Origin of the sequence: Pseudomonas oryzihabitans, assembly GCF_006384975.1 — a bacterium.
Classification (GTDB): Bacteria; Pseudomonadota; Gammaproteobacteria; order Pseudomonadales; family Pseudomonadaceae; genus Chryseomonas; species Chryseomonas psychrotolerans_B.
On record NZ_CP021645.1, the window covers coordinates 4,159,485 to 4,185,889 of the forward strand.

The 26,405-nt window shown below is 61.6% G+C and carries 15 protein-coding genes, 2 tRNA genes, 3 rRNA genes and 1 pseudogene; 17 read left to right on the forward strand and 4 right to left on the reverse strand.

Annotated elements, in window-relative coordinates; translation table 11 throughout:
• The first annotated feature begins 13 nt into the window (after nucleotides 1-13).
• The 4 genes from CCZ28_RS18660 to deoA all read left to right on the forward strand — a co-directional run bounded on the left by CCZ28_RS18660 (nucleotide 14) and on the right by deoA (nucleotide 4,153).
• Nucleotides 14-1,276 (forward strand): NupC/NupG family nucleoside CNT transporter, encoded by a 1,263-nt coding sequence (locus tag CCZ28_RS18660; protein ID WP_140220345.1) that lies wholly within the window; start codon nucleotides 14-16, stop codon nucleotides 1,274-1,276.
• 203 nt (nucleotides 1,277-1,479) lie between these two features.
• Nucleotides 1,480-2,403: a nucleoside-specific channel-forming protein Tsx gene (locus CCZ28_RS18665; protein WP_240795181.1), complete on the forward strand. Its 924-nt coding sequence runs from the start codon at nucleotides 1,480-1,482 to the stop codon at nucleotides 2,401-2,403.
• A 13-nt stretch (nucleotides 2,404-2,416) separates the two neighbouring features.
• Nucleotides 2,417-2,830, forward strand: a complete 414-nt coding sequence (locus CCZ28_RS18670) for a cytidine deaminase (RefSeq protein WP_140220346.1) — start codon at nucleotides 2,417-2,419, stop codon at nucleotides 2,828-2,830.
• Nucleotides 2,831-2,842: 12 nt separating this feature from the next.
• Complete coding sequence (gene deoA, locus CCZ28_RS18675; protein ID WP_140220347.1) at nucleotides 2,843-4,153, forward strand: thymidine phosphorylase; 1,311 nt, start codon at nucleotides 2,843-2,845, stop codon at nucleotides 4,151-4,153.
• A 179-nt stretch (nucleotides 4,154-4,332) separates the two neighbouring features.
• Here the strand turns inward: deoA and CCZ28_RS18680 are convergent, their stop codons facing one another.
• Complete coding sequence (locus CCZ28_RS18680) at nucleotides 4,333-5,145, reverse strand: cyclic nucleotide-binding domain-containing protein (RefSeq protein WP_140220348.1); 813 nt, start codon at nucleotides 5,143-5,145, stop codon at nucleotides 4,333-4,335.
• A gap of 131 nt (nucleotides 5,146-5,276) precedes the next feature.
• Entirely contained in the window at nucleotides 5,277-6,824 is a 1,548-nt protein-coding gene (locus CCZ28_RS18685; protein ID WP_140220349.1) for an AAA family ATPase, read from the reverse strand.
• 153 nt (nucleotides 6,825-6,977) lie between these two features.
• Here CCZ28_RS18685 and mrcB point away from each other — a divergent pair, with 153 nt between their 5' ends.
• The 3 genes from mrcB to CCZ28_RS18700 are packed head-to-tail and all read left to right on the forward strand — an operon-like array spanning nucleotide 6,978 to nucleotide 10,425.
• Nucleotides 6,978-9,320 carry a penicillin-binding protein 1B gene (gene mrcB / locus CCZ28_RS18690; protein WP_140220350.1) on the forward strand — a complete coding sequence of 781 codons (2,343 nt, stop codon included), beginning with the start codon at nucleotides 6,978-6,980 and terminating at the stop codon, nucleotides 9,318-9,320.
• Nucleotides 9,321-9,331: 11 nt separating this feature from the next.
• Nucleotides 9,332-10,099, forward strand: coding sequence for a tetratricopeptide repeat protein (locus CCZ28_RS18695; RefSeq protein WP_167509257.1), 768 nt, complete (start codon nucleotides 9,332-9,334; stop codon nucleotides 10,097-10,099).
• Nucleotides 10,099-10,425 (forward strand): YqcC family protein, encoded by a 327-nt coding sequence (locus tag CCZ28_RS18700; RefSeq protein ID WP_140220351.1) that lies wholly within the window; start codon nucleotides 10,099-10,101, stop codon nucleotides 10,423-10,425. The genes CCZ28_RS18695 and CCZ28_RS18700 overlap by 1 nt, the downstream gene beginning before the upstream one ends.
• A gap of 1 nt (nucleotide 10,426) precedes the next feature.
• On the opposite strand, the gene CCZ28_RS18705 is transcribed toward CCZ28_RS18700, so the two are convergent.
• Nucleotides 10,427-10,891: a DUF4124 domain-containing protein gene (locus tag CCZ28_RS18705; protein WP_140220352.1), complete on the reverse strand. Its 465-nt coding sequence runs from the start codon at nucleotides 10,889-10,891 to the stop codon at nucleotides 10,427-10,429.
• A 396-nt stretch (nucleotides 10,892-11,287) separates the two neighbouring features.
• Here CCZ28_RS18705 and CCZ28_RS18710 point away from each other — a divergent pair, with 396 nt between their 5' ends.
• The 10 genes and pseudogenes from CCZ28_RS18710 (at nucleotide 11,288) to CCZ28_RS18755 (ending at nucleotide 22,853) form a co-directional block, all read left to right on the forward strand.
• Nucleotides 11,288-13,012, forward strand: coding sequence for an acetolactate synthase 3 large subunit (locus tag CCZ28_RS18710; RefSeq protein ID WP_140220353.1), 1,725 nt, complete (start codon nucleotides 11,288-11,290; stop codon nucleotides 13,010-13,012).
• A 2-nt stretch (nucleotides 13,013-13,014) separates the two neighbouring features.
• On the forward strand, nucleotides 13,015-13,506 hold the full coding sequence (ilvN, locus tag CCZ28_RS18715; protein ID WP_007159690.1) for an acetolactate synthase small subunit: 492 nt from the start codon (nucleotides 13,015-13,017) through the stop codon (nucleotides 13,504-13,506).
• Nucleotides 13,507-13,532: 26 nt separating this feature from the next.
• Nucleotides 13,533-14,549, forward strand: coding sequence for a ketol-acid reductoisomerase (gene ilvC, locus CCZ28_RS18720; protein WP_017638576.1), 1,017 nt, complete (start codon nucleotides 13,533-13,535; stop codon nucleotides 14,547-14,549).
• A 165-nt stretch (nucleotides 14,550-14,714) separates the two neighbouring features.
• The gene (gene pssA, locus CCZ28_RS18725; protein WP_140220354.1) at nucleotides 14,715-15,569 is read left to right on the forward strand and encodes a CDP-diacylglycerol--serine O-phosphatidyltransferase; all 855 of its coding nucleotides are present in this window, start codon (nucleotides 14,715-14,717) and stop codon (nucleotides 15,567-15,569) included.
• Nucleotides 15,570-16,111: 542 nt separating this feature from the next.
• A 16S ribosomal RNA gene (locus CCZ28_RS18730) occupies nucleotides 16,112-17,648 on the forward strand.
• 96 nt (nucleotides 17,649-17,744) lie between these two features.
• A tRNA-Ile gene (locus CCZ28_RS18735) sits at nucleotides 17,745-17,821 on the forward strand.
• Between the two features lie 6 nt (nucleotides 17,822-17,827).
• Nucleotides 17,828-17,903: transfer RNA gene (locus tag CCZ28_RS18740), tRNA-Ala, on the forward strand.
• A 332-nt stretch (nucleotides 17,904-18,235) separates the two neighbouring features.
• Nucleotides 18,236-21,128, forward strand: a 23S ribosomal RNA gene (locus tag CCZ28_RS18745).
• A 158-nt stretch (nucleotides 21,129-21,286) separates the two neighbouring features.
• Nucleotides 21,287-21,402 (forward strand): 5S ribosomal RNA (gene rrf, locus CCZ28_RS18750).
• The 16S, 23S and 5S rRNA genes sit together here with 2 tRNA genes alongside, the layout of an rRNA operon.
• Nucleotides 21,403-21,639: 237 nt before the next feature.
• Nucleotides 21,640-22,853, forward strand: a pseudogene (locus tag CCZ28_RS18755) (IS481 family transposase).
• A 569-nt stretch (nucleotides 22,854-23,422) separates the two neighbouring features.
• On the opposite strand, the gene uvrA reads toward CCZ28_RS18755, so the two are convergent.
• Nucleotides 23,423-26,257, reverse strand: coding sequence for an excinuclease ABC subunit UvrA (gene uvrA / locus CCZ28_RS18760; protein ID WP_140220356.1), 2,835 nt, complete (start codon nucleotides 26,255-26,257; stop codon nucleotides 23,423-23,425).
• Nucleotides 26,258-26,405 lie beyond the last annotated feature (148 nt).

Sequence of the window (26,405 nt, forward strand, 5' to 3'; positions counted from 1 at the left end):
GAGGAGTTCGTCGATGATCTCTGTGCTGGGCATGCTGTTGCTGGTGGCGATCGCCATCCTCTTCTCTCGTCAGCGGCGCGCCATTCGGCTGCGTACCGTGCTCACGGCCTTCCTGTTGCAGGCCGGTCTCGGCCTGTTCGTGCTCTATATCCCCTGGGGCCAGCAGGTGCTCGGCAGCGTGTCCGGCGCCGTCGCCTCGTTGCAGCTCTATGCCGACAAGGGCATCGAGTTCCTCTTCGGCGGCCTGGCCGGGCCGAAGATGTTCGAGTACTTCGGTAACGGCGGCTTCGTCTTCGCCGTGCGGGTACTGCCCCTGATCGTCTTCTTCGGCAGCCTGATCGCGGTGCTCTATTACCTGGGCATCATGGGCTGGATCATCCGCCTGGTCGGCGGCGCCCTGCACGCCTTGCTCGGCACCAGTCGGGTGGAGTCCACCACGGTGACCGCCACCCTGTTTCTCGGCCAGTCGGAAATGCCCCTGGTGGTGCGGCCCTTCATCGCCGAACTCACCCGCTCGGAGCTGTTCGCCATCATGGTCGGCGGTTTCGCGGCGGTGGCCGGTTCGGTGCTGCTGGGTTACGCCGGCATGGGCGTGGACTTGAAATACCTGATCGCCGCCAGCTTCATGGCCGCGCCGGGTGGCCTGCTGATGGCCAAGCTGATGGAGCCGGAAACCGAGCAGCCGCGCGACCAAGCCATGAAGACCCTGGGGGAAGGGGAGGAGCGGCCGACCAACGTCATAGACGCGGCAGCGGAGGGCGCCCAGGTCGGCTTGCGCATCGCCCTGGCGGTTGGCGCCATGCTGCTGGCCTTCATCGCCCTGATCGCCTTGCTCAACGGCATCCTCGGCTGGTGCGGCGCCTGGTTCGGCGTGCCGCAGCTGAGCATGCAGCTGGTGCTGGGCTATCTGCTGGCGCCGGTCGCCTTCCTCATCGGCGTGCCCTGGAGCGAGGCGGTGCAGGCCGGCGGCTTCATCGGCCAGAAGCTGGTGCTCAACGAATTCGTCGCCTATGCCGATCTGTCAGCCTACCTGGACCCCGTCAAGGCGGCGGCTGCCGGTGTCCAGCCGCTCTCGGCGCATACCCAGGTCATCGTCACCTTCGCCCTCTGCGGCTTCGCCAACCTATCGTCCATCGCCATCCAGCTCGGCGGCCTGGGCGGTATCGCGCCCCAGCGCCGTCACGAGCTGGCCCAGCTGGGGCTGCGCGCCATGCTGGGCGGCACCCTGGCCAATCTGATGAGCGCGGCCCTGGCGGGCTTCTTCATCAGCCTGTAGTCGGGAGCATCTTCGAACCGTTCGGTCTGTTCAGGTGCGAATGGTCCGATTCGGTGCAAATAATCCTCAGCGTGCGCCAAAGGGATACCGCAGATACCGCGATGGCGGGCTCTGCGACCGGCGCACCGCTCCATTCCCGCCCAGAACTTCAGTTGGCACAACCTCTGCTGACCCGCTCCCGCCCCCTATCAACAGGAGTTGTCATGCCTTCGTTTTTCTACCGTTGCCTTCCGGGTTGCCTGGCCCTGCTCGCCGCCCACCTCTGCTTTGCCGATACGCCGCCGGAAGACAGCGCCCAGGGGGAAACCGCCAGTACCGCTGCCCAGCCGACGGCCAACCGCTCGCCCTATCTGTCGTCCTGGTACAACCAGAACCTGACGCTGATCGGCAGCAAGGACATCAGCTTCGGCCCGCAGCCTGTGGATGACGTTTATCTGGAGTACGAATATTTCGGCCGCAAGGGTCCCTTCGAACTCTATGGCTACGTCGATGTGCCCAGGGTGCTGGGCATCGGCAACAGCCATGACTCCGGCGTCTGGGACCGCGGCTCGCCCCTGTTCATGGAGCACGAGCCGCGGATCTCCATCGATCAGCTAACGGGCCGCTCGCTGGCCTTCGGGCCGTTCAAGGAGTGGTACCTGGCCTTCGACTGGATCTACGACCATGGCAGCAGCCGGGCCAGTCGGCAGAACACCCTCTATGCCGGCTTTGGGACCGATATCGAGACCCATACCCCGGTATTGCTCTCGGCCAATCTGTATGGTCGCCGCCAGTGGGACAACTATGGCGCCGCCAACGAGGGCTCCTGGGATGGCTACCGGACGCAGCTCAAGTACATCTGGCCGCTGGGCAAGTTCGACAATGGCGCCTCTCTGACCTACGTCGGCTTCACCAACTTCGATTTCGGCTCCAAGCTGGGCGAAGAACCAGGCCGTACGGCTAACGCCACCGTGTCCACCAACGTGCTGCTGTATGCCTTCACCCACCTGCGCTTCATGTTCGCCGCACGCCACTTCCACAATGGCGGCAACTGGCGCGACGGTACCGAGCTGAACTTCGGTGATGGACCCTTCGAGGGCCGCTCCAACGGCTGGGGCTACTATCTGGGGGTGGGCTATCAATTCTGATCTGGAGACTGTCATGAGCACCCCTTTGCCCGCGCATCTCGCTGCGCTTCTTCCGGAAGCGGTCGCCGCCGCCCAGCGCGCCTACTGCCCGCACTCCGAGTTTCCCGTGGGCGCCGCCCTGCTGACCGCCGAGGGCGCGGTCGTCCACGGCTGCAACGTGGAAAACATCTCCTACGGCCTGACCAACTGCGCCGAGCGCAGCGCCCTGTTCGCCGCCATCAGCCAGGGCCTGCCACCACGCAGCTTCACCGCCATGGCCATCCATGCGCCGGGCGTGCCCCTGATCAGCCCCTGCGGCGCCTGTCGCCAGGTGCTGCTGGAGCTGATGTCGCCCGATGCGACCATCGTCTGCAGCGGCAGCGAGCCGGGGCTGACCCGTACCTGGACCCTCGCCGAACTGCTGCCCGGCGCCTTCGACGACTTTTAAAGGAGCCCGCCCATGTGGCTCGCCCAGGAAGTGATCCGCCAGAAACGCGATGGCCTGGAGCTGTCGGCGGCGGACCTCCAGCGCTTCGTCCAAGGTATCGCCGACGACAGCCTCAGCGAAGGCCAGATCGCCGCCTTCGCCATGGCCACCCTGCTGCGCGGCATGACGCTCGCCGAACGCACCACCCTGACCCTGGCCATGCGTGACAGCGGCCAGGTGCTGCCCTGGGACCTGCCCGGGCCGGTGGTGGACAAGCATTCCACCGGTGGCGTGGGTGACCTCACCAGCCTGGTGCTGGCGCCGCTGCTCGCCGCCTGCGGTTGCCATGTGCCCATGATCTCCGGTCGCGGCCTGGGCCACACGGGCGGCACCCTGGACAAGCTGGAAAGCATTCCCGGCTATCGCATCCGTCCCGGACTGGCGCGCTTTCGCCAGGTGGTGGCCGAGGTGGGCTGTGCCATCGTCGGTCCCGACGCCGATCTCGCCCCGGCCGATCGCCGGCTCTACGCCATCCGTGACGTCACCGCCACGGTGGAATCCCTGGACCTGATCACCGCCTCCATCCTGGCGAAGAAACTCGCCGCCGGCCTCGACGTGCTGGTCATGGACGTCAAGACCGGGGGTGGTGCCTTCATGGCGGAGGAGGGGGACGCCTTCCGCCTGGCCGACAGCATCGTCGAGGTCGCCGAGGCCGCGGGCGTGCGCACGCGAGCCCTGATCACCGATATGGACCAGCCCCTGGCGCGTTCGGCCGGCAATGCCCTGGAAGTGGAAGAGGCCATCGCCCTGCTGGCGGGCGAGGTGCGTAGCGAGCGCCTCTGGCAGGTGGTCCAGGCCCTGGCTGAAGAAGCGCTGCAACTGGCCGGCTTGGCCCGTGATGCCGCCACGGCCAGGGGCCTGGTGCTGGACGCCTGGCACAGTGGCGTGGCGCTGCAGCGCTTCGCCGCCATGAACCAGGCGCTGGGCGGTCCCGCCGAGCTGACTGCCCAGCCCTGGCAGCATCTGCCGCGGGCGCCAGTCGTCCGTGCCATCTCTCCGCTGAAGCCTGGCTGGGTACAGCGTGTCGACACCCGGGCGCTCGGCTTGCTGGTGGTTAGGTTGGGCGGCGGCCGGCAACGACCGGAAGACGTCATAGACCCTGCGGTGGGGCTGGCCGGGTTGGCGCTGCCGGGCGAGCGGGTGGACGAGTTGCGGCCGCTGGGCCTGATCCATGCCCGTGATGCCGCCACGGCGGAGTGGGCCGCGGTAGCGCTACGGGCAGCCTATGAGATCGGTGACGGCATTGCCCAAGCTAGCGCGGAGCCAGTGGTCGCGCGGCGTTAGGCCCGAATGCCAGACAAAAAAAGACCCGGCAGAGCCGGGTCCAAAACCGTGATTAGCCTGATGAGGAGATAACCCGAAAGACCAACTGCTGGACCTTCAGTTATCGACCAGTCTCGCGACCGGCTGAGTTGAATAATAACAATTCTCATTCCATCGTCAAGCGTATTCGAGAATATTTCTTAATTGCTGGCTGGGGGTCTCTCCGAGGCTCCACGCAAGCGGGTGACTTCCTTGTTCAGCGAATCGATATGGCGGGCCATGTTCTCGATCAGGCTATGGGCAATGCGCGGGGTGGACTCCATCAGCTGCACGAACTGGTCCTGTGGAATCACCAGCACTGTGCAAGCGGTCTTGGCGATCACGCTGGCGGTACGGGGCGTATGGCTGAAGACCGCCAGCGCTCCAACGATCTCGTCCTGGCAGACCTCGCCGACCTTGCAACCGTCCACCCAGGCTTCGGCATGTCCCTCGGTGATGACGAACACATGCTCGGCGGCGTCGCCCTGGCGAATGATTTCTTCGCCGGCGGCGTAGCGTTGGAAACCGGTCGCCGGCTGGGTCACCGGCGGCTTGAGGCGGGTCAGGGCATCGGCCAGCAGGGCCTGCTGGCCGAGCAGATAGCGCAGCAGGGCATCGCGCAGGGCGGGGGTGGCGGTCGCCGCCTTAAGGAAAGCTTCCCGGCCATAGGGCTGCACCAGGATGTCGGTATCGCCTTCATAGGCAAGCGGGGGCAGGTCGAGCGCCTGGCCCAGGCCGATCAGATCGCCGTCGCCGAGCACGAACAGCGCCCGCTGGTCCAGCACCACCCGCAGCGGGCCCTGCTGGATCAGATAAACCTCATCGTCGTGCATCCAATTCTGCGAGAGCTCCGCAGCGCTCAGCTGCAAGGGTTGCCGGCTCGGCGAGACGCCACTGAGCAATTGCGCAGGAATGGCCTGCAACGCCTGGCGCAACTGATCGACATAGGGAGGCTGGTCGCCGATGAGGTACATGGTGCCAATTCCTTCTTGTTACGCAGAGGTTGTGACGTGAGTCTCACGATAAGCCGCTCGTCGGCAACCGTAAATCCACAACGCCAGGAGCTGTGACGGAACGCTTGTTCTGGCCCCCGAGAGGTCGAGGGTCATGCCTGCTGGCGACCCAGCCGACGAGTGATGCGCGCGGGCAAGGCCTCCAGTTGTCCGCTCCGACCCAGCTCTACGACCAGGGCACGTGCCTGCTCGACAGGTTCCAACGGATCCTGCGCCTGGCGCTGCGCCGCCACCACCGCAAGCGTCGCCTCGGACGGATCGGTACCCTGGGCCTGGCGCTCCTGCAGCCATTGGGCGATCAGTTCGTCATCGGCCTGGCAGTCGATGATCAACAGCGGTGCGCCCTGGGCCTCGGCCAGGGCCAGGGCTGCCTGGCGCTGCGTCTGTTTGAGATAGGTGGCATCGAGCGCCAGCGCATAGCCGGCCGCCAGCACCTGGGCACCCAATTCATGCAGGCGGGCATAGGTGGCCTCACCGGCAGCAGCGCTGTAGCGCACCGCCTCGTCGCTGTCGGCATAGAGGCGCTGGCGCTCCACGTCCGATCTCAGGCGAATGGCGCCGAGCGCCTCGACCAGCCCCAGGGCCACGGTGCTCTTGCCGATGCCCGATACCCCGTGCATCACCGCCACGAACGGCTGCGGGACCTGGGTATAGCCCTCGGCCAAGGCGGTATAGCTGCGATAGCTGGCCAGGATCTCGGCGCGCAGCTCAGGCTCCTCGGCCTGGCCCAGGCGGAAGAGGGCGATCTTCGCCCGTACCATGGCGCGATAGGCCTTGTAGAAGTCCAGCAGCGCGAGTCCAGCGTAGTCGCCGGTGGCCTCGAAGTAGGCGTTGACGAATCTATGGCTCAGCGCCTTGAGGCCACGATCCTCCAGATCCATGGCCAGGAAACCGGCATCGCCCAGGGTATCGGTCAGGCGGAAGGGCTCGTTGAATTCGATGCAATCGAACAGCACCACCTCGCCGTCGAGCAGGGTGGCGTTGGCCAGATGGATGTCACCGTGGCACTCGCGGATGTAGCCGTCGCGGCAACGTGCCTCGAACAACGGCAGCAGACGGGCATAGCTGGCCTCGGCCCAGGCTTCGAGTTGCGCCAACTGTTTGAAGTCGGCTGGCTCGCTCAGCATGGCGCGGATCTGTTCGAAGTTCTGCCGTACCGGCGCCATGGCGGCATCCGGCGTACACAGCGGATGGTCGGTGGCGACCCGTGGCGCCGCCAGATGGAAGCGCGCGATCTGTTCGGCCAGGGCGTCGATGTGCTCGGCGCTCAATTCGCCGCGCTTCTGGAGTTCGCTGAGCAACTGGCTCTGCGGGAATTCACGCATGCGCAGGGCGTACTCGATTACCGGTCCCTCGCCACCCAGTTGCGGTGCGCTCTCGCTACCGGTGATGGCTACCACGTCCTGGTAGAGATCGCGCGTCAGGCGCTGATTGAGCCGCAGCTCCTCCCGGCAGAAATGGCCACGCGCTTCCAGATCGGTGAAATCCAGGAAGCCGAAATTCACCGGCTTCTTGATCTTGTAGGCGACGTCGCCGGTCAGCACGACCCAGGAAATGTGGGTTTCGATGACCCTGATCGCCGACGTCGGATGGGGATAGAGCGCCGGGTTCTGCAGGGCGGAAATCAGGAGCTGGCTCACGGGCGATCCTTGTAGGGAATGGATGCCGGCATTATCGCTGCCGGGGCTGCCCATGCAAGCGGCCATCCTGGGCTGAATCCGCGTTGAATGAGCGCTGACGAAGCGCTGGTTGGCCGGTGTCGACGCTGGGCAACCTGCGTATAATGCGCCGCCATGAAGCGACCCCGATCCTCTCGTTCCCGCAAGCGCAAGACCTTCGACTGGCGCCGCCTTTCCGGCTGGGCAGTCAAGCTTGGCCTGGTTGCGCTGGTAGCCCTCGCGGGCCTGTGCATCTATCTCGATGCCGTGGTCCAGGAAAAATTCTCCGGCAAGCGCTGGACCATTCCGGCCAAGGTCTATGCCCGACCGCTGGAGTTGTTCAACGGCGTCAAGCTCAGCCGTGACGACTTCCTCACCGAACTCGATGCCCTCGGCTATCGCCGCGAGAAGACCCTGGATGGTCCGGGTAGCGTCTCCGTGGGCGCGTCCACGGTCGATCTCGATACCCGGGGTTTCCAGTTCTATGAAGGCATGGAGCCGCCGCGGGCGATCCGTGTGCGCTTCGCCGGCGGTACCGTCTCCAGTGTCACCTCCCTGAACGGCACCAATGTCGCCGTGGCTCGCCTCGAGCCGCTGATGATCGGTGGCATCTATCCGGCGCACAACGAAGACCGCATCCTCATCAAGCTCGACCAGGCACCCCCGCATCTGATCGATGGCCTGGTCGCGGTCGAGGATCGCGAATTCTGGCATCACCACGGCGTCTCGCCCAAGTCCATTGCCCGGGCCATCTGGGTCAACGCCACCAGTGGCCAGGTACGCCAGGGTGGCAGTACCCTGACCCAGCAGTTGGTGAAGAACTTCTATCTCACCAACGAGCGCAGCATCACCCGCAAGGGCACCGAAGCCCTCATGGCACTGCTCCTGGAGCTGCACTACAGCAAGCAGGAAATCCTCGAGGCCTATCTTAACGAGGTGTTCCTCGGCCAGGATGGCGCGCGCGCCATCCACGGCTTCGGCCTGGCCGCCCAGTACTTCTTCGGGCAGCCCTTCAGCGAGCTGAAACTGCAGCAGGTCGCCCTGCTGGTCGGCCTGGTGAAGGGGCCGTCCTACTACAATCCGCGGCGTTATCCCGAGCGCGCCCTGGCCCGCCGTAACCTGGTGCTCGACGTCATGGCCGAGCAGGGTGTCATCACCCCCACCGATGCGGAGGCCGCCAAGGCCAAGCCGCTCGGCATCACCAAGGCCGGCAGCCTGACCAACAGCTCCTTCCCGGCCTTCGTCGACCTGGTCAAGCGGCAGCTCAAGCAAGACTACCGCGACGAAGACCTCACCGAAGAAGGCCTGCGCATCTTCACCAGCTTCGATCCTATCCTGCAGACCAAGGCCGAAGCGGCCATGGCCGAGGCCATGAAGCGCATCGACGGGCGCAAGGGCGCGGAGAACGTCGAGGCGGCCATGGTGGTGAGCAATCCGGAAACCGGCGAGGTCCAGGCCCTGCTCGGTGGCCGCGATCCCCGCTTCGCCGGCTACAACCGGGCCCTCGACGCGGTTCGCCAGGTCGGCTCGCTGATCAAACCCTCGGTGTACCTCACCGCCCTGGAACGACCCAGCAAGTACACCCTGACCACCCTGATCCAGGACGAACCCTTCTCGGTCAAGGGCGCCGACGGCCAGGTCTGGCGACCGCAGAACTACGAGCACAAGGCCCACGGCACCATCTTCCTCTATCAAGGCCTGGCGCACTCCTACAACCTGTCCACCGCCAGGCTGGGGCTGGACCTGGGCGTGCCCGAGGTGCTCAAGACTGTCCAGCGCCTGGGCGTGAGTCGCGAGCTTCCGCCCTATCCGGCCGTGCTGCTCGGCGCCGGTGCCCTAACGCCGATGGAAGTGACCACCATGTACCAGACCATCGCCAACGGCGGCTTCAACACCCCGCTGCGCAGCATCCGTAGCGTGCTCGACGCCAATGGCGAGCCGCTCAAGCGCTATCCCTTCCAGATCGAGCAACGCTTCGATTCGGGCGCCATCTACCTGCTGCAGTACGCCATGCAGCGGGTCATGCGCGAGGGGACCGGGCGTTCGGTCTACAACCAGATCCCGGCCAGCATCAACCTGGCGGGTAAGACCGGTACCACCAACGACTCCCGCGACAGCTGGTTCGCCGGCTTCAGCCAGGATCTGCTCTCGGTGGTCTGGCTCGGTCGTGACGACAACGGCAAGACCCCCCTGACCGGCGCCACCGGCGCCCTACAGGTGTGGACCAACTTCATGCGCCGCGCCGATCCGGTCTCGCTGGACATGCCGGTACCGGACAACATCACCCAAGCCTGGGTGGATGCCACCACGGGTCGTGGCACGGATCCCTCATGTCCCAATGCCGTGCAGATGCCTTATATTCGTGGCAGCGAGCCGCCGCCGGGTGCCTCCTGTGGCGCCCCGACCGCACCCGCTTCTGGCGGGAATGGCAACGGCGGTAATCCGGTCATGGATTGGGTCAAGGGTTGGTTGAATTGAGAGGTCGCAAGGTGACGAAAGCAGTTTGGCCGGTCCTGATCGCCGGCGTTCTTCTCGCCGGTTGCGCCGCGCCCCAGCGTGGTGCCATCCCCGTGGTCGATTCCGGCGCTCCCGTCTCCAATGGCGAACTCTATCGCCAGGGCAACAACCGTCCTCTGCCGGTCCAGCGTCAGGCACCCGTGGCAGCAGCCCCGGCGGACTCCGGCGTGACCGTCATGGTGCCGAAGGGCGATTCCGCGCCGCTGCAAACCTATGCCGCTCCCGTCGCCTCCACGCCCCTGATCACCTCGTCCAGTTCCAGCGCACCCGCCACCCAGGCACCGGCGCAGCCGAGCTATTCGCAGCCGGTCTATCCGCCGGCCAACCAGGGTGGCTACACCGCACCCAGCACGGCGCCTACCGGCATTCCGTCGACGAATACCTCTAACGGTAGTGGTCTTGCGGCCGACGAGCAGCTCGACGGTCCGGTGCTGTCCCTGCTGACCACGGCGCAGCAACAACAGACCGGTGGTGACCTCAATGGCGCCTCCTCGAGTCTGGAGCGGGCCATGCGCATCGCGCCACGCGAGCCCCAGGTGCTCTATCGCCTGGCGCAGGTGCGTCTGGCGCAGAACGATCCCGCCCAGGGCGAGCAACTGGCCCGCCGTGCCCTGACCTATGCCAACGGTCGGCCCGCGCTGCAGGCCAGTCTCTGGCAATTGATCGGCCAGGCCCGCGAGGCCCAGGGCGATGCATCCGGTGCCGCCCTGGCCCGGCAGAAAGCCCAGGTGGGCACCTGATGGACGGGCGTCTGCCGGCACTGGCCGATCAGCTGCTGCAGATCGAGCGTGAGCTTCGGCTGCTCGGCTGGTGGTCGGCGCAAGCCCCCACTGCCGAAGCCCTGGCCAGTCAGGAGCCCTTCTGTGTGGATACCCTGAGCTTCGCCCAATGGCTGCAGTGGATCTTCCTGCCGCGGATGAAGCTGATCATCGAAAGCGACGCGGCGCTGCCCGCGCGCTCGGGGATAAGGCCGATGGCCGAGGTCGTCTATCAAGGCAACCTCGATCCCGTGCTGCCGCTGCTCGCCACTCTGGCCGAATTCGACCGGATCATCGAGAGCGCCTGAGCTACTTGCCGCAGTTCTGCTCGATCGATAGTTGGGTCTCGGCCAGCCTCTGCTGGCGTTCTTCCTCGGTCAGGCGACGGGTCTCGCCACGTCCCGACTGCACCAGGATGCGCGGATTGTTGCGCAGCTGCGCCAGATTCTGGCGTGCCTGATCGCACTGCGCCTTGAGCTTGGCCTGGTCTTCGCGCACCTGGGCCTTGACCTTGCGATCCAGCTCTTGCTGCTGGGCATCGTTGGAGACCGACGGCTGCTGGGCGCCATTGGGCATCTTGTAAGTGGGCGCGCTGCCACCGCCATTGATCTGCGGCGCCACCTTCACGTCCACCTCGTTGGCCTTCTGATTGTCGGGCGGCTGAGCGCTGAAGTGAGTGACACCCTTGTCGTCGGTCCACTTGTAGACTTGAGCGGCCTGCACGGACAGGCTGCAGGCAAGGGCCAGGGCGGAAAGCCAGAAGATCGGGCGCATGGGAATCCTGGAGGCGAAAGGACAAGACCTCACTATAAGAGGTGGCGTCGACCTTTTCATCCGCGCCGACTCCCCGTAGCCGATTGAGTGCTGCCACACCTTTCGGCTTGACTTGCGCCGGTCGAATGCGAACAATCCAAAGTTCGCTGTAGCGAATCGGCCCAAAGCTGACTCCTCGGCAGACCATGAGGTGCCTACCCGCGCCGCCACAGTCAAATACCCTGCACCGCGTTACCTCGCGTCGGGTGGAAGCTCCAGCATTCATCGGAACCTTCCAACAAGGCTTTCTAGGCAGCTGAATCGTCGGTGATCACCGTCGCCCGTGCTCTGCCTTGCAGTCAACCGAACCTTGAACGTCCCTGATGGGCGTTCGCCACGCGTGGAATGAGGTGATACGTGGAGCTATTAACTGGCGCTGAGATGGTCGTCCGCTTCTTGCGCGACGAGGGCGTGAAACACATCTACGGGTACCCGGGCGGTGCCCTGCTGCATATCTATGACGCCCTGTTCAAGGAACCGGCGCTCAACCATATTCTGGTTCGCCACGAGCAGGCCGCGACCCACATGGCTGACGGCTATGCCCGCGCCACCGGCAAGGCCGGTGTGGTGCTGGTAACCTCCGGCCCCGGCGCGACCAATGCCATTACCGGTATCGCCACGGCCTACATGGACTCCATCCCCATGGTGGTCCTGTCCGGCCAGGTACCGAGCAACATGGTGGGTACCGACGCCTTCCAGGAAACCGACATGGTCGGTATCTCCCGGCCGATCGTGAAGCACAGCTTCATCATCAAGCATCCCTCCGAGATCCCCGAGGTCCTCAAGAAGGCCTTCTACCTCGCCGAATCCGGTCGTCCCGGCCCGGTCGTGGTGGACATTCCCAAGGACATGGGCGATCCGACCAAGAAGTACGAATACGTCTATCCGAAGAAGGTCAAGCTGCGCTCCTACAACCCGGCGCAACGGGGCCATTCCGGCCAGATCCGCAAGGCCGTCGAGATGCTCGTGGCCGCCAAGCGCCCGATCCTCTACGCGGGCGGCGGCGTCATCCTCGGCGGTGCCTCGGGCGCCCTTACCGAGCTGGCCCGCCTGCTTAACCTGCCGGTCACCAACACCCTGATGGGCCTCGGCGCCTATCCGGGCAGCGATCGCCAGTTCCTCGGCATGCTCGGCATGCACGGCAGCTACCCGGCCAACCTGGCCATGCACCACAGCGACGTCATCCTCGCCGTGGGTGCGCGCTTCGATGACCGCGTCATCAACGGCGCCAAGCGCTTCTGCCCGAACGCCAAGATCATCCACGTCGACATCGATCCGGCCTCCATCTCCAAGACCATCAAGGCCGACGTGCCCATCGTCGGTCCGGTGGACAGCGTCCTCGCCGAGATGGTCGCCGTCGCCCGTGAGCTGAACGAGAAGCCTCATGCCGAAAGCCAGGCCACCTGGTGGAAGCAGATCGAGGAGTGGCGCGGCAATCGCGGCCTGTTCCCCTACAACAAGGGTGACGGCAGCATCATCAAGCCGCAGACCGTCATCGAAACCCTGTACGACGTCACCGCGGGCGATGCCTACATCACCTCCGATGTTGGCCAGCATCAGATGTTCGCCGCTCAGTACTACCTGTACGACAAGCCCAATCGCTGGATCAACTCCGGTGGCCTCGGCACCATGGGCTTCGGCTTCCCGGCGGCCATGGGCGTCAAGCTCAACTTCCCCGATGCCGACGTCGCCTGCGTGACCGGTGAAGGCAGCGTGCAGATGAACATCCAGGAACTCTCCACCTGCCTGCAGTACGACCTGCCGGTGAAGATCGTCTGCCTCAACAACGGTGCCCTGGGCATGGTTCGTCAGTGGCAGGACATGCAGTACAGCAGCCGTTACTCCCACTCCTACATGGAATCCCTGCCGGACTTCGTCAAGCTGGCCGAGGCCTATGGCCACGTCGGCATGCGCATCCAGCGTCTGGAAGACCTCAAGCCGATGATGGCCGAGGCTTTCGCCATGAAGGATCGCCTGGTCTTCCTCGACATCGCCGTGGACAACACCGAACACGTCTACCCGATGCAGATCAAGGATGGCGCGATGCGCGACATGTGGCTGAGCAAGACGGAGCGGACCTGAACATGAGACACATCATCTCCTTGCTACTGGAAAACGAGCCCGGCGCCCTGTCCCGCGTGGTCGGCCTGTTCTCCCAGCGCAACTACAACATCGAAAGCCTCACGGTCGCCGCGACCGAGGATCCGACCCTGTCGCGCCTGACGCTGACCACCATCGGTCAGGAAGAGACGGTCGAGCAGATCACCAAGAACCTCAACAAGCTCATCGAGGTGGTGAAACTGGTCAACCTGTCCGAGAGCGCCCACATCGAGCGCGAACTCCTGCTGATCAAGGTCAAGGCCACCGGTGCTCAGCGCGCCGAGGTCAAGCGCACCACCGATATCTTCCGCGGCCAGATCGTGGACGTCGGCAGCAGCGTGTATACCATTCAGCTGGCCGGCACCAGTGAGAAGATCGACAGCTTCATCCAGGCGATCGGCGCCGCGTCCATCCTCGAGGTGGTGCGTAGCGGCGTGACCGGAATATCCCGTGGCGACAAAGCCCTGAGCATCTGATACCCCCTTTTCCAGGAGAACCTGCAATGCGCGTTTACTACGACAAAGACTGTGACCTTTCCATCATCCAGGGCAAGAAGGTCGCCATCATCGGCTACGGCTCCCAGGGCCACGCCCACGCCTGCAACCTGAAGGACTCCGGCGTCGACGTCGTCGTCGGTCTGCGCAGCGGCTCCGCCACCGTGGCCAAGGCCGAAGCCCATGGCCTGACCGTCAAGCCGGTGAAGGACGCCGTTGCCGCCGCCGACGTGGTCATGATCCTGACCCCCGACGAATTCCAGTCCAAGCTGTACAAGGACGAGATCGAGCCGAACCTGAAGCAGGGTGCCACCCTGGCCTTCGCCCACGGTTTCGCCATCCACTACAACCAGGTCGTGCCCCGCGCCGATCTGGACGTCATCATGATCGCCCCCAAGGCCCCGGGTCACACCGTGCGCTCCGAATTCGTCAAGGGCGGCGGCATCCCTGATCTGGTCGCCGTTCACCAGGACGCTTCCGGTAACGCCAAGAACGTCGCCCTGTCCTACGCCTGCGGCGTCGGCGGCGGTCGTACTGGCATCATCGAGACCACCTTCAAGGACGAGACCGAAACCGACCTGTTCGGCGAGCAGGCCGTCCTCTGTGGTGGTGCGGTCGAACTGGTCAAGGCCGGTTTCGAAACCCTGGTCGAAGCCGGCTACGCGCCGGAAATGGCCTACTTCGAGTGCCTGCACGAGCTGAAGCTGATCGTCGACCTCATGTATGAAGGCGGCATCGCCAACATGAACTACTCGATCTCCAACAACGCCGAGTACGGCGAGTACGTGACTGGCCCTGAGGTCATCAACGCCGAGTCCCGCGCTGCCATGAAGAATGCGCTCAAGCGCATCCAGAACGGCGAATACGCCAAGATGTTCGTGGCCGAAGGCGCTTCCAACTACGCCTCCATGACCGCCTACCGCCGCAACAACGCTGCTCACCCCATCGAGCAGGTCGGCGAGAAGCTGCGCGCCATGATGCCTTGGATCGCGTCGAACAAGATCGTCGACAAGACCAAGAACTGATCGGGCAGGGCGCCTGCCCTGTAACGAACGGTAAAGGACGCGGCCTCGGCCGCGTTTTTTATTGCACTGCCCATGCCCTCGGCAATGCCTTAGCATGGGAGGTTAGGCTGAACCCTGCCCGCATGGGGTCAGTCCAATCCGTCAGGTAATGCCCAAGGAAAATCCATGAGCGAGCATCCCGAAGAAAATCCGTCCAACACCACCACCGACGGCATCCTCCCCGTGGATGAGCACATCGAAGAGACGCAAGACGCCCAGGGGCGCAAGATCAGGCGCCGTGGCGTGTACCTGCTGCCCAATCTCTTCACCACGGCCGCACTCTTCGCCGGCCTTTATTCCATCATCAAGGGTGTGGCGGCCCAGACCGCCTTTACCCAGGGGCAATATGAAGTCGCCTCGGCAGGCTTCTCTGCCGCCGCCGCCGCGATCTTCATCGCCATGGTCCTGGATGGACTGGATGGACGTGTCGCCCGTATGACCAACACCCAGAGCGCCTTCGGCGAACAATACGATTCGCTGTCCGACATGGTCGCCTTCGGTGTCGCTCCGGCGATCCTGGCCTACCAATGGGCGCTCAGCGGCCTGGGCAATGTCGGCTGGGCCGTCGCCTTCATCTATGTAGCTGGCGCTGCCCTACGTCTGGCGCGCTTCAATACCCAGATCGGTTCGGTGGACAAGCGCTACTTCATTGGCCTGGCCAGTCCTTCGGCTGCCGCTCTGGTAGCCGGTACCGTCTGGTGCTTCAGCGATTTTGGCATCCTAGGTTCCAAGCTGTCCTTACTCGTTGCCCTGATGGTGGCCGCTGCCGGCATGCTCATGGTCAGCAACTTCAAATATTGGAGCTTCAAGACCCTAGGCCTCAAAGGCCGGGTACCTTTCGTGGTCATCCTGATCGCCGTACTCATCTTCGCCGTGATCTTCACCGATCCGCCACGCGTCCTGCTGCTGGGCTTCCTGGCCTATGCCGTCTCCGGCCCTGTCATGACCCTCTGGCGGGGCCGCCGCACAGGTCGGGTCTGAGCCTGAAAAGAAGGGGCTGCGCAAGCAGCCCCTTCTTTTTTGAAAATAGCTGTTGACCTGCTCCGAAACTCCCCTATAATGCGCCCCACTTCCGGCGCAGACGCTGAAGGGGCTTGAAAATCAAGCACTTAGGTCTGAGTCGGGCGAGGGGTTTACGGATTCCTCGCCATTGGGTCTTCACCCCAGGGTGCTGACGAAATGAAGGGGAGGGGTTGACAGCGTCTCAGGATGCTGTAGGATTCGCCTCCCGCTGTCGCGATCGGTTGATCTGGTCGCGGTGGTGCAAGTGGTTGAGTTGAAACGAAAAAGTTCAAATCAACGCTTGACAGGATGTGAGGCTGGCGTAGAATGCGCGCCTCGGTTGACGACACGGTCGCAACCAACTGCTCTTTAACAAGTTGAATCAAGCAATTCGTGTGGGTGCTTGTGAGATAAGTCTGATGTCGCAAGATTATCAGCAACACAAGTAACTCGTGAATTCATGAGTTTTTTGCGATTGCTGAGCCAAGTTTAGGGTTTTCTCAAAACCCGATCAGTCTACTTAACTGAAGAGTTTGATCATGGCTCAGATTGAACGCTGGCGGCAGGCCTAACACATGCAAGTCGAGCGGATGAGAGGAGCTTGCTCCTCGATTCAGCGGCGGACGGGTGAGTAATGCCTAGGAATCTGCCCAGTAGTGGGGGACAACGTTTCGAAAGGAACGCTAATACCGCATACGTCCTACGGGAGAAAGTGGGGGATCTTCGGACCTCACGCTATTGGATGAGCCTAGGTCGGATTAGCTAGTTGGTAGGGTAACGGCCTACCAAGGCGACGATCCGTAACTGGTCTGAGAGGATGATCAGTCACACTGGAACTGAGACACGGTCCAGACTCCTACGGGAGGCAGCAGTGGGGAATATTGGACAATGGGCGAAAGCCTGATCCAGCCATGCCGCGTGTGTGAAGAAGGCCCTCGGGTCGTAAAGCACTTTAAGTTGGGAGGAAGGGCTTACAGCGAATACCTGTGAGTTTTGACGTTACCAACAGAATAAGCACCGGCTAACTTCGTGCCAGCAGCCGCGGTAATACGAAGGGTGCAAGCGTTAATCGGAATTACTGGGCGTAAAGCGCGCGTAGGTGGCTTGATAAGTTGGATGTGAAATCCCCGGGCTCAACCTGGGAACTGCATCCAAAACTGTCTGGCTAGAGTGCGGTAGAGGGTAGTGGAATTTCCAGTGTAGCGGTGAAATGCGTAGATATTGGAAGGAACACCAGTGGCGAAGGCGACTACCTGGACTGACACTGACACTGAGGTGCGAAAGCGTGGGGAGCAAACAGGATTAGATACCCTGGTAGTCCACGCCGTAAACGATGTCAACTAGCCGTTGGGATCCTTGAGATCTTAGTGGCGCAGCTAACGCATTAAGTTGACCGCCTGGGGAGTACGGCCGCAAGGTTAAAACTCAAATGAATTGACGGGGGCCCGCACAAGCGGTGGAGCATGTGGTTTAATTCGAAGCAACGCGAAGAACCTTACCTGGCCTTGACATGCTGAGAACTTTCCAGAGATGGATTGGTGCCTTCGGGAACTCAGACACAGGTGCTGCATGGCTGTCGTCAGCTCGTGTCGTGAGATGTTGGGTTAAGTCCCGTAACGAGCGCAACCCTTGTCCTTAGTTACCAGCACATAATGGTGGGCACTCTAAGGAGACTGCCGGTGACAAACCGGAGGAAGGTGGGGATGACGTCAAGTCATCATGGCCCTTACGGCCAGGGCTACACACGTGCTACAATGGTCGGTACAAAGGGTTGCCAAGCCGCGAGGTGGAGCTAATCCCATAAAACCGATCGTAGTCCGGATCGCAGTCTGCAACTCGACTGCGTGAAGTCGGAATCGCTAGTAATCGTGAATCAGAACGTCACGGTGAATACGTTCCCGGGCCTTGTACACACCGCCCGTCACACCATGGGAGTGGGTTGCTCCAGAAGTAGCTAGTCTAACCTTCGGGAGGACGGTTACCACGGAGTGATTCATGACTGGGGTGAAGTCGTAACAAGGTAGCCGTAGGGGAACCTGCGGCTGGATCACCTCCTTAATCGAAGATGTCAGCTTGCTGACAAGCTCCCACACGAATTGCTTGATTCACTGATAGAAGAGCAATTGAGTTAGATAGACTCAAGGTAAGACGATTGGGTCTGTAGCTCAGTTGGTTAGAGCGCACCCCTGATAAGGGTGAGGTCGGCAGTTCGAATCTGCCCAGACCCACCAATCGATGGGGCCATAGCTCAGCTGGGAGAGCGCCTGCTTTGCACGCAGGAGGTCAGGAGTTCGATCCTCCTTGGCTCCACCATTTCCTTGGTGGCCCATGCGCGTCACTGCCAGTCACCTGACTAACACAATTGCTTGAAAGCTCAGAAGTGAGCCTTTGACTTCCTTCATCACCTAGTGAAGAGGGAAGGGCACAAAAGCTGACTTCTGGTCTTTGATCAGAACTGTTCTTTAAAAAATTGGGAAAGTGATAGAAGTAGACTGCATTGATTGTTTTCACTGGCAATCAATGTCGTCAAGGTAAAATCTTGCGAACTCAAGCGCAAGTTTTCGGCGAAATGTCGTCTTCACTCATCTAACGCTTTGCAGATCGGTAGCATCCTTGGATGCCAGCGAGATTGCTTGGGGTTATATGGTCAAGTGAAGAAGCGCATACGGTGGATGCCTTGGCAGTCAGAGGCGATGAAAGACGTGATAGCCTGCGATAAGCTTCGGTGAGGTGGCAAATGACCTGTGACCCGGAGATCTCTGAATGGGGGAACCCACCTAGGATAACCTAGGTATCTTAACCTGAATCCATAGGGTTAAGAGGCGAACCAGGGGAACTGAAACATCTAAGTACCCTGAGGAATAGAAATCAACCGAGATTCCCTTAGTAGTGGCGAGCGAACGGGGACCAGCCCTTAAGTTGATTTGAGAGTAGCGGAACGCTCTGGAAAGTGCGGCCATAGTGGGTGATAGCCCTGTACGCGAAACGCTCTTATCAATGAAATCGAGTAGGACGGGGCACGAGAAACCCTGTCTGAATATGGGGGGACCATCCTCCAAGGCTAAATACTCCTGACTGACCGATAGTGAACCAGTACCGTGAGGGAAAGGCGAAAAGAACCCCGGAGAGGGGAGTGAAATAGAACCTGAAACCGTATGCGTACAAGCAGTGGGAGCCTACTTTGTTAGGTGACTGCGTACCTTTTGTATAATGGGTCAGCGACTTATTTTCAGTGGCGAGCTTAACCGAATAGGGGAGGCGTAGCGAAAGCGAGTCTTAATAGGGCGTCTAGTCGCTGGGAATAGACCCGAAACCGGGCGATCTATCCATGAGCAGGTTGAAGGTTAGGTAACACTGACTGGAGGACCGAACCCACTCCCGTTGAAAAGGTAGGGGATGACTTGTGGATCGGAGTGAAAGGCTAATCAAGCTCGGAGATAGCTGGTTCTCCTCGAAAGCTATTTAGGTAGCGCCTCATGTATCACTCTGGGGGGTAGAGCACTGTTTCGGCTAGGGGGTCATCCCGACTTACCAAACCGATGCAAACTCCGAATACCCAGAAGTGCCGAGCATGGGAGACACACGGCGGGTGCTAACGTCCGTCGTGAAAAGGGAAACAACCCAGACCGTCAGCTAAGGTCCCAAAGTCCTGGTTAAGTGGTAAACGATGTGGGAAGGCTTAGACAGCTAGGAGGTTGGCTTAGAAGCAGCCACCCTTTAAAGAAAGCGTAATAGCTCACTAGTCGAGTCGGCCTGCGCGGAAGATGTAACGGGGCTCAAACCAGGCACCGAAGCTACGGGTATCACCTCTGGTGATGCGGTAGAGGAGCGTTCTGTAAGCCTGTGAAGGTGAGTTGAGAAGCTTGCTGGAGGTATCAGAAGTGCGAATGCTGACATGAGTAACGACAATGCGAGTGAAAAACTCGCACGCCGAAAGACCAAGGGTTCCTGCGCAACGTTAATCGACGCAGGGTGAGTCGGTCCCTAAGGCGAGGCTGAAAGGCGTAGTCGATGGGAAACGGGTTAATATTCCCGTACTTCTAGTTACTGCGATGGGGGGACGGAGAAGGCTAGGCCAGCTTGGCGTTGGTTGTCCAAGTTTAAGGTGGTAGGCTGATCGTTTAGGTAAATCCGGACGGTCAAGGCCGAGAGCTGATGACGACCCTTCTTTTAGAAGGGGAAGTGGTTGATGCCATGCTTCCAGGAAAAGCCTCTAAGCTTCAGGTAACTAGGAACCGTACCCCAAACCGACACAGGTGGTCGGGTAGAGAATACCAAGGCGCTTGAGAGAACTCGGGTGAAGGAACTAGGCAAAATGGCACCGTAACTTCGGGAGAAGGTGCGCCGGTGAGGGTGAAGGGTTTACCCCGTAAGCTCATGCCGGTCGAAGATACCAGGCCGCTGCGACTGTTTATTAAAAACACAGCACTCTGCAAACACGAAAGTGGACGTATAGGGTGTGACGCCTGCCCGGTGCCGGAAGGTTAATTGATGGGGTTAGCGCAAGCGAAGCTCTTGATCGAAGCCCCGGTAAACGGCGGCCGTAACTATAACGGTCCTAAGGTAGCGAAATTCCTTGTCGGGTAAGTTCCGACCTGCACGAATGGCGTAACGATGGCGGCGCTGTCTCCACCCGAGACTCAGTGAAATTGAAATCGCTGTGAAGATGCAGTGTATCCGCGGCTAGACGGAAAGACCCCGTGAACCTTTACTGTAGCTTTGCACTGGACTTTGAGCTTGCTTGTGTAGGATAGGTGGGAGGCTTTGAAGTGGGGACGCCAGTTCCCATGGAGCCATCCTTGAAATACCACCCTGGCAACCTTGAGGTTCTAACTCTGGTCCGTCATCCGGATCGAGGACAGTGTATGGTGGGCAGTTTGACTGGGGCGGTCTCCTCCTAAAGAGTAACGGAGGAGTACGAAGGTGCGCTCAGACCGGTCGGAAATCGGTCGCAGAGTATAAAGGCAAAAGCGCGCTTGACTGCGAGACAGACACGTCGAGCAGGTACGAAAGTAGGTCTTAGTGATCCGGTGGTTCTGTATGGAAGGGCCATCGCTCAACGGATAAAAGGTACTCCGGGGATAACAGGCTGATACCGCCCAAGAGTTCATATCGACGGCGGTGTTTGGCACCTCGATGTCGGCTCATCACATCCTGGGGCTGAAGCCGGTCCCAAGGGTATGGCTGTTCGCCATTTAAAGTGGTACGCGAGCTGGGTTTAGAACGTCGTGAGACAGTTCGGTCCCTATCTGCCGTGGACGTTTGAGATTTGAGAGGGGCTGCTCCTAGTACGAGAGGACCGGAGTGGACGAACCTCTGGTGTTCCGGTTGTCACGCCAGTGGCATTGCCGGGTAGCTATGTTCGGAAGAGATAACCGCTGAAAGCATCTAAGCGGGAAACTTGCCTCAAGATGAGATCTCACTGGAGCCTTGAGCTTCCTGAAGGGCCGTCGAAGACTACGACGTTGATAGGTCGGGTGTGTAAGCGCTGTGAGGCGTTGAGCTAACCGATACTAATTGCCCGTGAGGCTTGACCATATAACACCCAAACAATCTGACCGTGTGTCAGAGCGTGAGGAAGACGACGCCGAAAACGGCGCGTGGGTTCGCAAGACCCAAGACGACACGTTTACTTCTGTCACCGACCCAATTGGGCCAACCAGGCAGCGTCATCGCCTGGCCAGCCAACCGAATTGCTTGACGAACATAGAGCATTGGAACCACCTGATCCCTTCCCGAACTCAGAAGTGAAACGATGCATCGCCGATGGTAGTGTGGGGTTTCCCCATGTGAGAGTAGGTCATCGTCAAGCGCCTAATACCCAGCACCCCCGCTCAGTTCATTCTGGCGGGGGTGTTGTCTTTGGGGCGGGAAAAGTTTGGCTGTGGTGCTAAGAACGCTTGGGGTCGAAACCTGTAGGTCACGTGGCTGGGGTTGCCCTCACCCCAGCCCTCTCCCGGGGGTGTATAGCCCGGAGACATGGTGGACACCTGTTCGGAGACAGGGTGGACACATCAAGCTGTGGCATTTGGCAGGTGGGAGCAGGCCGATGCCGTGGCAGGGGAGGTCCACGATGGAGTTACGCGAGGAATTCGTTGGCTTGGCGCAACAGGCGGGAGCGAACATACGCTTGCTGTGCCGCCGTTTCGGCATTAGCCCGACGACGGGATACAAGTGGCTGGCGCGTGCCAGGGCCGGCGAGGCGTTGACGGACCGTTCGCGCCGTCCGGCGACGTCGCCAAGCCGCTGTGCACCGGAACAGGAGGCGCAGGTCATGGCCTTGCGCGCGCAACACCCGGCTTGGGGAGCACGTAAGCTGGCGCGTCGGCTGGAAGATCAGGGCGTGCCGATGCCGGCCATCAGCACGGTGCATGCAATCCTGGTCCGCCACGGCGCAGTGAGCGCGGCGGCTTCAGCGGCGGCCAAGCCCTGGCAGCGCTTTGAACACCCGCACGCCAACGATCTGTGGCAGATGGACTTCAAGGGTCATGTCCCCCTATTGCGGGGACGCTGTCATCCGTTGACCGTATTGGACGACCATTCGCGCTACGCAGTGGTGTTGCAGGCCTGCGGCGACGAGCGGGAAAGCACCGTGCGTCAGTGCCTGATCGCCGCATTCGAGCGCTATGGCCTGCCGGCGCGAATGACCATGGACAACGGCAGCCCCTGGGGCACGGACGGCCAGCATTACACTCGGCTGGACGTCTGGCTGATGGCCCAGGGTATCCGGGTCAGCCATTCGCGGCCCTATCATCCGCAGACGCAGGGCAAGGACGAACGCTTCCACCGCACGCTCAAGGCCGAAGTCTTGCAGGGCCCGCCGTGGGCAGACCTGGACAAGGCGCAGCGGGCCTTCGACCACTGGCGACAGCTCTACAATGCCCAGCGGCCGCATCAGGCGCTGGGCATGCAGGTGCCCCAGACACGCTATCAACCCAGCCCCCGCGCCTATTGCCCCGCGCCATCCGCGCCGTTGTACGCTGAAGGCGGTATCGTCCGCACGGTACGCGATCAGGGGCTCATCAACTGGCGAGGCCATCAGTGGCACGTGGGCAAGGCCTTCATCGGCGAACCCATGCTGATCCGTCCTGAGGGCGTGGACGGCCAGTACGACGTGCTCTGGCGGACCTGGCGCATCGCGTGCCTGAACTTACATACCCGGACGGCGACGACGGGACGTTCCGTTGCCTGACACCTGTCCACCTTGTCCTCGAACAGGTGTCCACCATGTCTCCGGGCTATACAGGGGGGAAAGGGGGCTAGGAGCGGTGCACCTGGCGGCTTAGGTGTAGCCGGTCAGGAAAGGTGCCGTTTGGAGCCTGTCAAAGAGCAAGAGCAGCAACAGCACGGCTGCGCCGGGCTGTTGTGGCCATGGCGGTCCGCCGATGCGGCCGCTCCTACAAAGCGTCTCGGCGTAGGAGCGGCCCACGGCCGCGATCGGATACGTAGGTTGGGCTGAGCTGTGAAGCCCAATATCCGAGCGCTATGCGTGGGTGCAGAGCTTTGGGAGAGTCCGGATGTTGGGCTTCGCTGTGCTCAGCCCAACCTACCGAGACGAAAACATGAAAAAGCCCGGCATTGGCCGTAATGCTGTTCACTTAAGCATTTGAGGTTTGACGGGAGTCCTTCAAAAAATCGCTGCCTGGAGGCTGGCAGCGATTTTTTGTATGGTTTTGGGCAATGAGGGGGGGCTCCGACGCCTAAATCACCCCGCACAGGATAGAAATCAGGCCACGAAAAACGCCACGGCTCTCATGGAGTCCGTGGCGTTTCTTAAGTAAACAGCATTACGGCATTGGCCGGGCTTTTTGCGTTCTGGTAGGTAGTCGGGATTACTCCCGGTCGCGTTCCAGCAAAGGCTTGAGGAAGTGACCGGTATAGGACTTTTTGTTCGCCGCGACCTCTTCGGGTGTACCCGTAGCGATTATCTGGCCCCCCTTGGAGCCGCCTTCCGGGCCCAGGTCCACCAGCCAATCGGCGGTCTTGATGACGTCCAGGTTGTGCTCAATCACCACCACGGTGTTGCCGTGGTCTCTCAGGCGATGCAAGACGTCCAGCAGTTGCTGGATATCGGCGAAATGCAGGCCGGTAGTGGGTTCGTCGAGGATATAGAGTGTCTTACCGGTATCCCGCTTGGACAACTCCCGTGCCAGCTTCACGCGTTGTGCCTCGCCACCCGACAGGGTCGTGGCGCTCTGGCCCAGGCGGATGTAGGACAGGCCCACATCCATCAGGGTCTGCAGCTTGCGCGCCAGGGCCGGAATTGACTCGAAGAAGGCGTGGGCCTCCTCGATTGTCATGTCCAGGACCTCGGTGATGGTCTTGCCCTTGTACTTCACCTCCAGCGTCTCGCGGTTGTACCTCTTGCCCTTGCAGACGTCACAGGCGACGTAGACATCCGGCAGGAAGTGCATCTCCACTTTGATGACTCCGTCGCCCTGGCAGGCTTCACAGCGGCCGCCCTTGACGTTGAAGGAGAAGCGCCCCGGGGTATAACCACGGGAGCGTGACTCTGGAACGCCGGAGAACAGCTCGCGGATCGGGGTGAAGAGGCCGGTATAGGTCGCCGGGTTGGAACGCGGCGTACGGCCGATGGGGCTTTGGTCGATATCTACGACTTTGTCCAGGTGCTGCATGCCGTCGAAGCTGTCGTGCGCAGCGACCTCCAGTGTCGTCGCGCCATTGAGCGCCGTGGCGGTCAGCGGGAAGAGGGTGTTGTTGATCAGGGTCGACTTGCCGGAGCCGGATACCCCGGTCACGCAGGTCAGCAGGCCAACCGGAATTTCCAGATTGACGTTCTGCAGGTTGTTGCCGCGCGCGCCCTTCAGCTTCAGCAGCTTCTTTTTGTCCCGTGGCGTCCGCTTGGCCGGCACTGCGATTTTCTTGCGGCCCGACAGGTACTGGCCGGTGACCGAGTCAGGATGCTTCATGACCTGGTCCGGGGTACCTTCCGCGATGATCTGGCCGCCATGCACGCCTGCGCCGGGACCGATGTCGATGACGTAGTCCGCCAGGCGAATGGCATCCTCATCGTGCTCGACGACGATGACGGTGTTGCCCAGGTCGCGCAGGTGGGTAAGGGTGCCTAGCAGACGCTCGTTGTCGCGCTGGTGCAAACCGATGGAGGGCTCGTCGAGAATGTACATGACGCCTACCAGACCTGCGCCGATCTGGCTGGCCAGGCGGATACGCTGGGCTTCACCCCCCGATAGGGTGTCAGCGCTGCGATCCAGAGTCAGATAGTCCAGGCCTACGTTAACCAGGAACTGCAGGCGCTCGCGGATCTCCTTGAGGATCTTGTCGGCGATCTGTTGCCGCTGGCCCTTGAGGGTGAGGTCCTGGAAATACTGGGTGGCATCGCCGACCGGAAGGCGGGTAACCGCCGGCAGCGTCTTGTCGCCGACCCAGACATGCCGGGCTTCGCGCCGCAGGCGGGTGCCGTTGCAATCGGGGCAATGCTGGGTGCTCAGGTACTTGGCCAGCTCTTCGCGCACGCTTTGGGATTCGGTCTCGCGGTAGCGGCGCTCCAGATTGGGCAGGATCCCTTCGAACGGATGAGCACGCTTGACGATGTCACCACGGTCGTTGAGGTAGCGGAAGTTGACGCTTTCCCGTCCCGAACCACTGAGTACCGCCTTGCGGTGTTTGTCATCGAGGCTTTTGAAGGGCTCATCCAAGCTGAAGCCATAGTGACTGGCCAGCGAACCCAGCATCTGGAAGTAATAGACGTTACGTCTATCCCAGCCACGAATGGCACCCTCGCTGAGGCTAAGCTCCTCGTTGACTACTCGTCGGGCATCGAAGAACTGCTTCACGCCCAGGCCATCGCAGGTCGGACAGGCACCGGCTGGGTTGTTGAAGGAGAACAGCTTGGGTTCGAGCTCGCCAATGGAGAAGCCGCAGACCGGGCAGGCGAAGCGCGCGGAGAAGACGATCTCCTCGCCGCTCTCGCCTTCCATGGGCGCAATGATGGCGATGTCGTCGGCCAGCTTCAGGGCGGTCTCGAAGGACTCCGCCAGGCGCTGCTGGAGATCTTCGCGCACCTTGAATCGATCCACTACCACTTCGATGGTGTGCTTCTTCTGCTTGTCGAGCTTGGGTAGTTCGTCCATCTCGTGCAGGCGGCCGTTGACGCGCACGCGCACGAAGCCCTGGGCGCGCAGCTCGTCGAAGACCGACAGATGCTCACCCTTGCGCTCGCGCACGATGGGGGCGAGCAGCATCAGCCGCTGGCCCTCCGGCATGGCCAGCACCTGGTCAACCATCTGGCTGACGGTCTGGGCTTCCAGGGGCACGTCATGCTCCGGACAGCGCGGCGTGCCGACCCGGGCATAGAGCAGGCGCAGGTAGTCGTAGATCTCGGTGATGGTCCCGACCGTGGAGCGCGGGTTGTGCGAGGTGGACTTCTGTTCGATGGAAATCGCCGGGGACAGGCCTTCGATGGTGTCCACGTCGGGCTTTTCCATCATCGACAAGAACTGGCGGGCATAGGCCGACAGGGATTCCACGTAGCGGCGCTGGCCTTCGGCATAGAGGGTGTCGAAGGCCAGGGAGGATTTGCCGGAACCGGACAGCCCGGTAATGACGATGAGCTTGTCCCGGGGGAGGGTAAGGTCGATGTTCTTCAGATTATGGGTGCGGGCCCCACGGATGAGGATTTTATCCACGTAGACTTCTGCCTCGTTTTGGCGACGCTTCAATAGGAAAGAGGTCTCGTCTCAGGCTGCGGCTATCTGCCGCGCCTGTGAGAGAGGGGTCAAGACTGGTAAAATTGCTGGCCCGACAGCGGTTATCGGGCGTTCGTGGTCCTGGCGG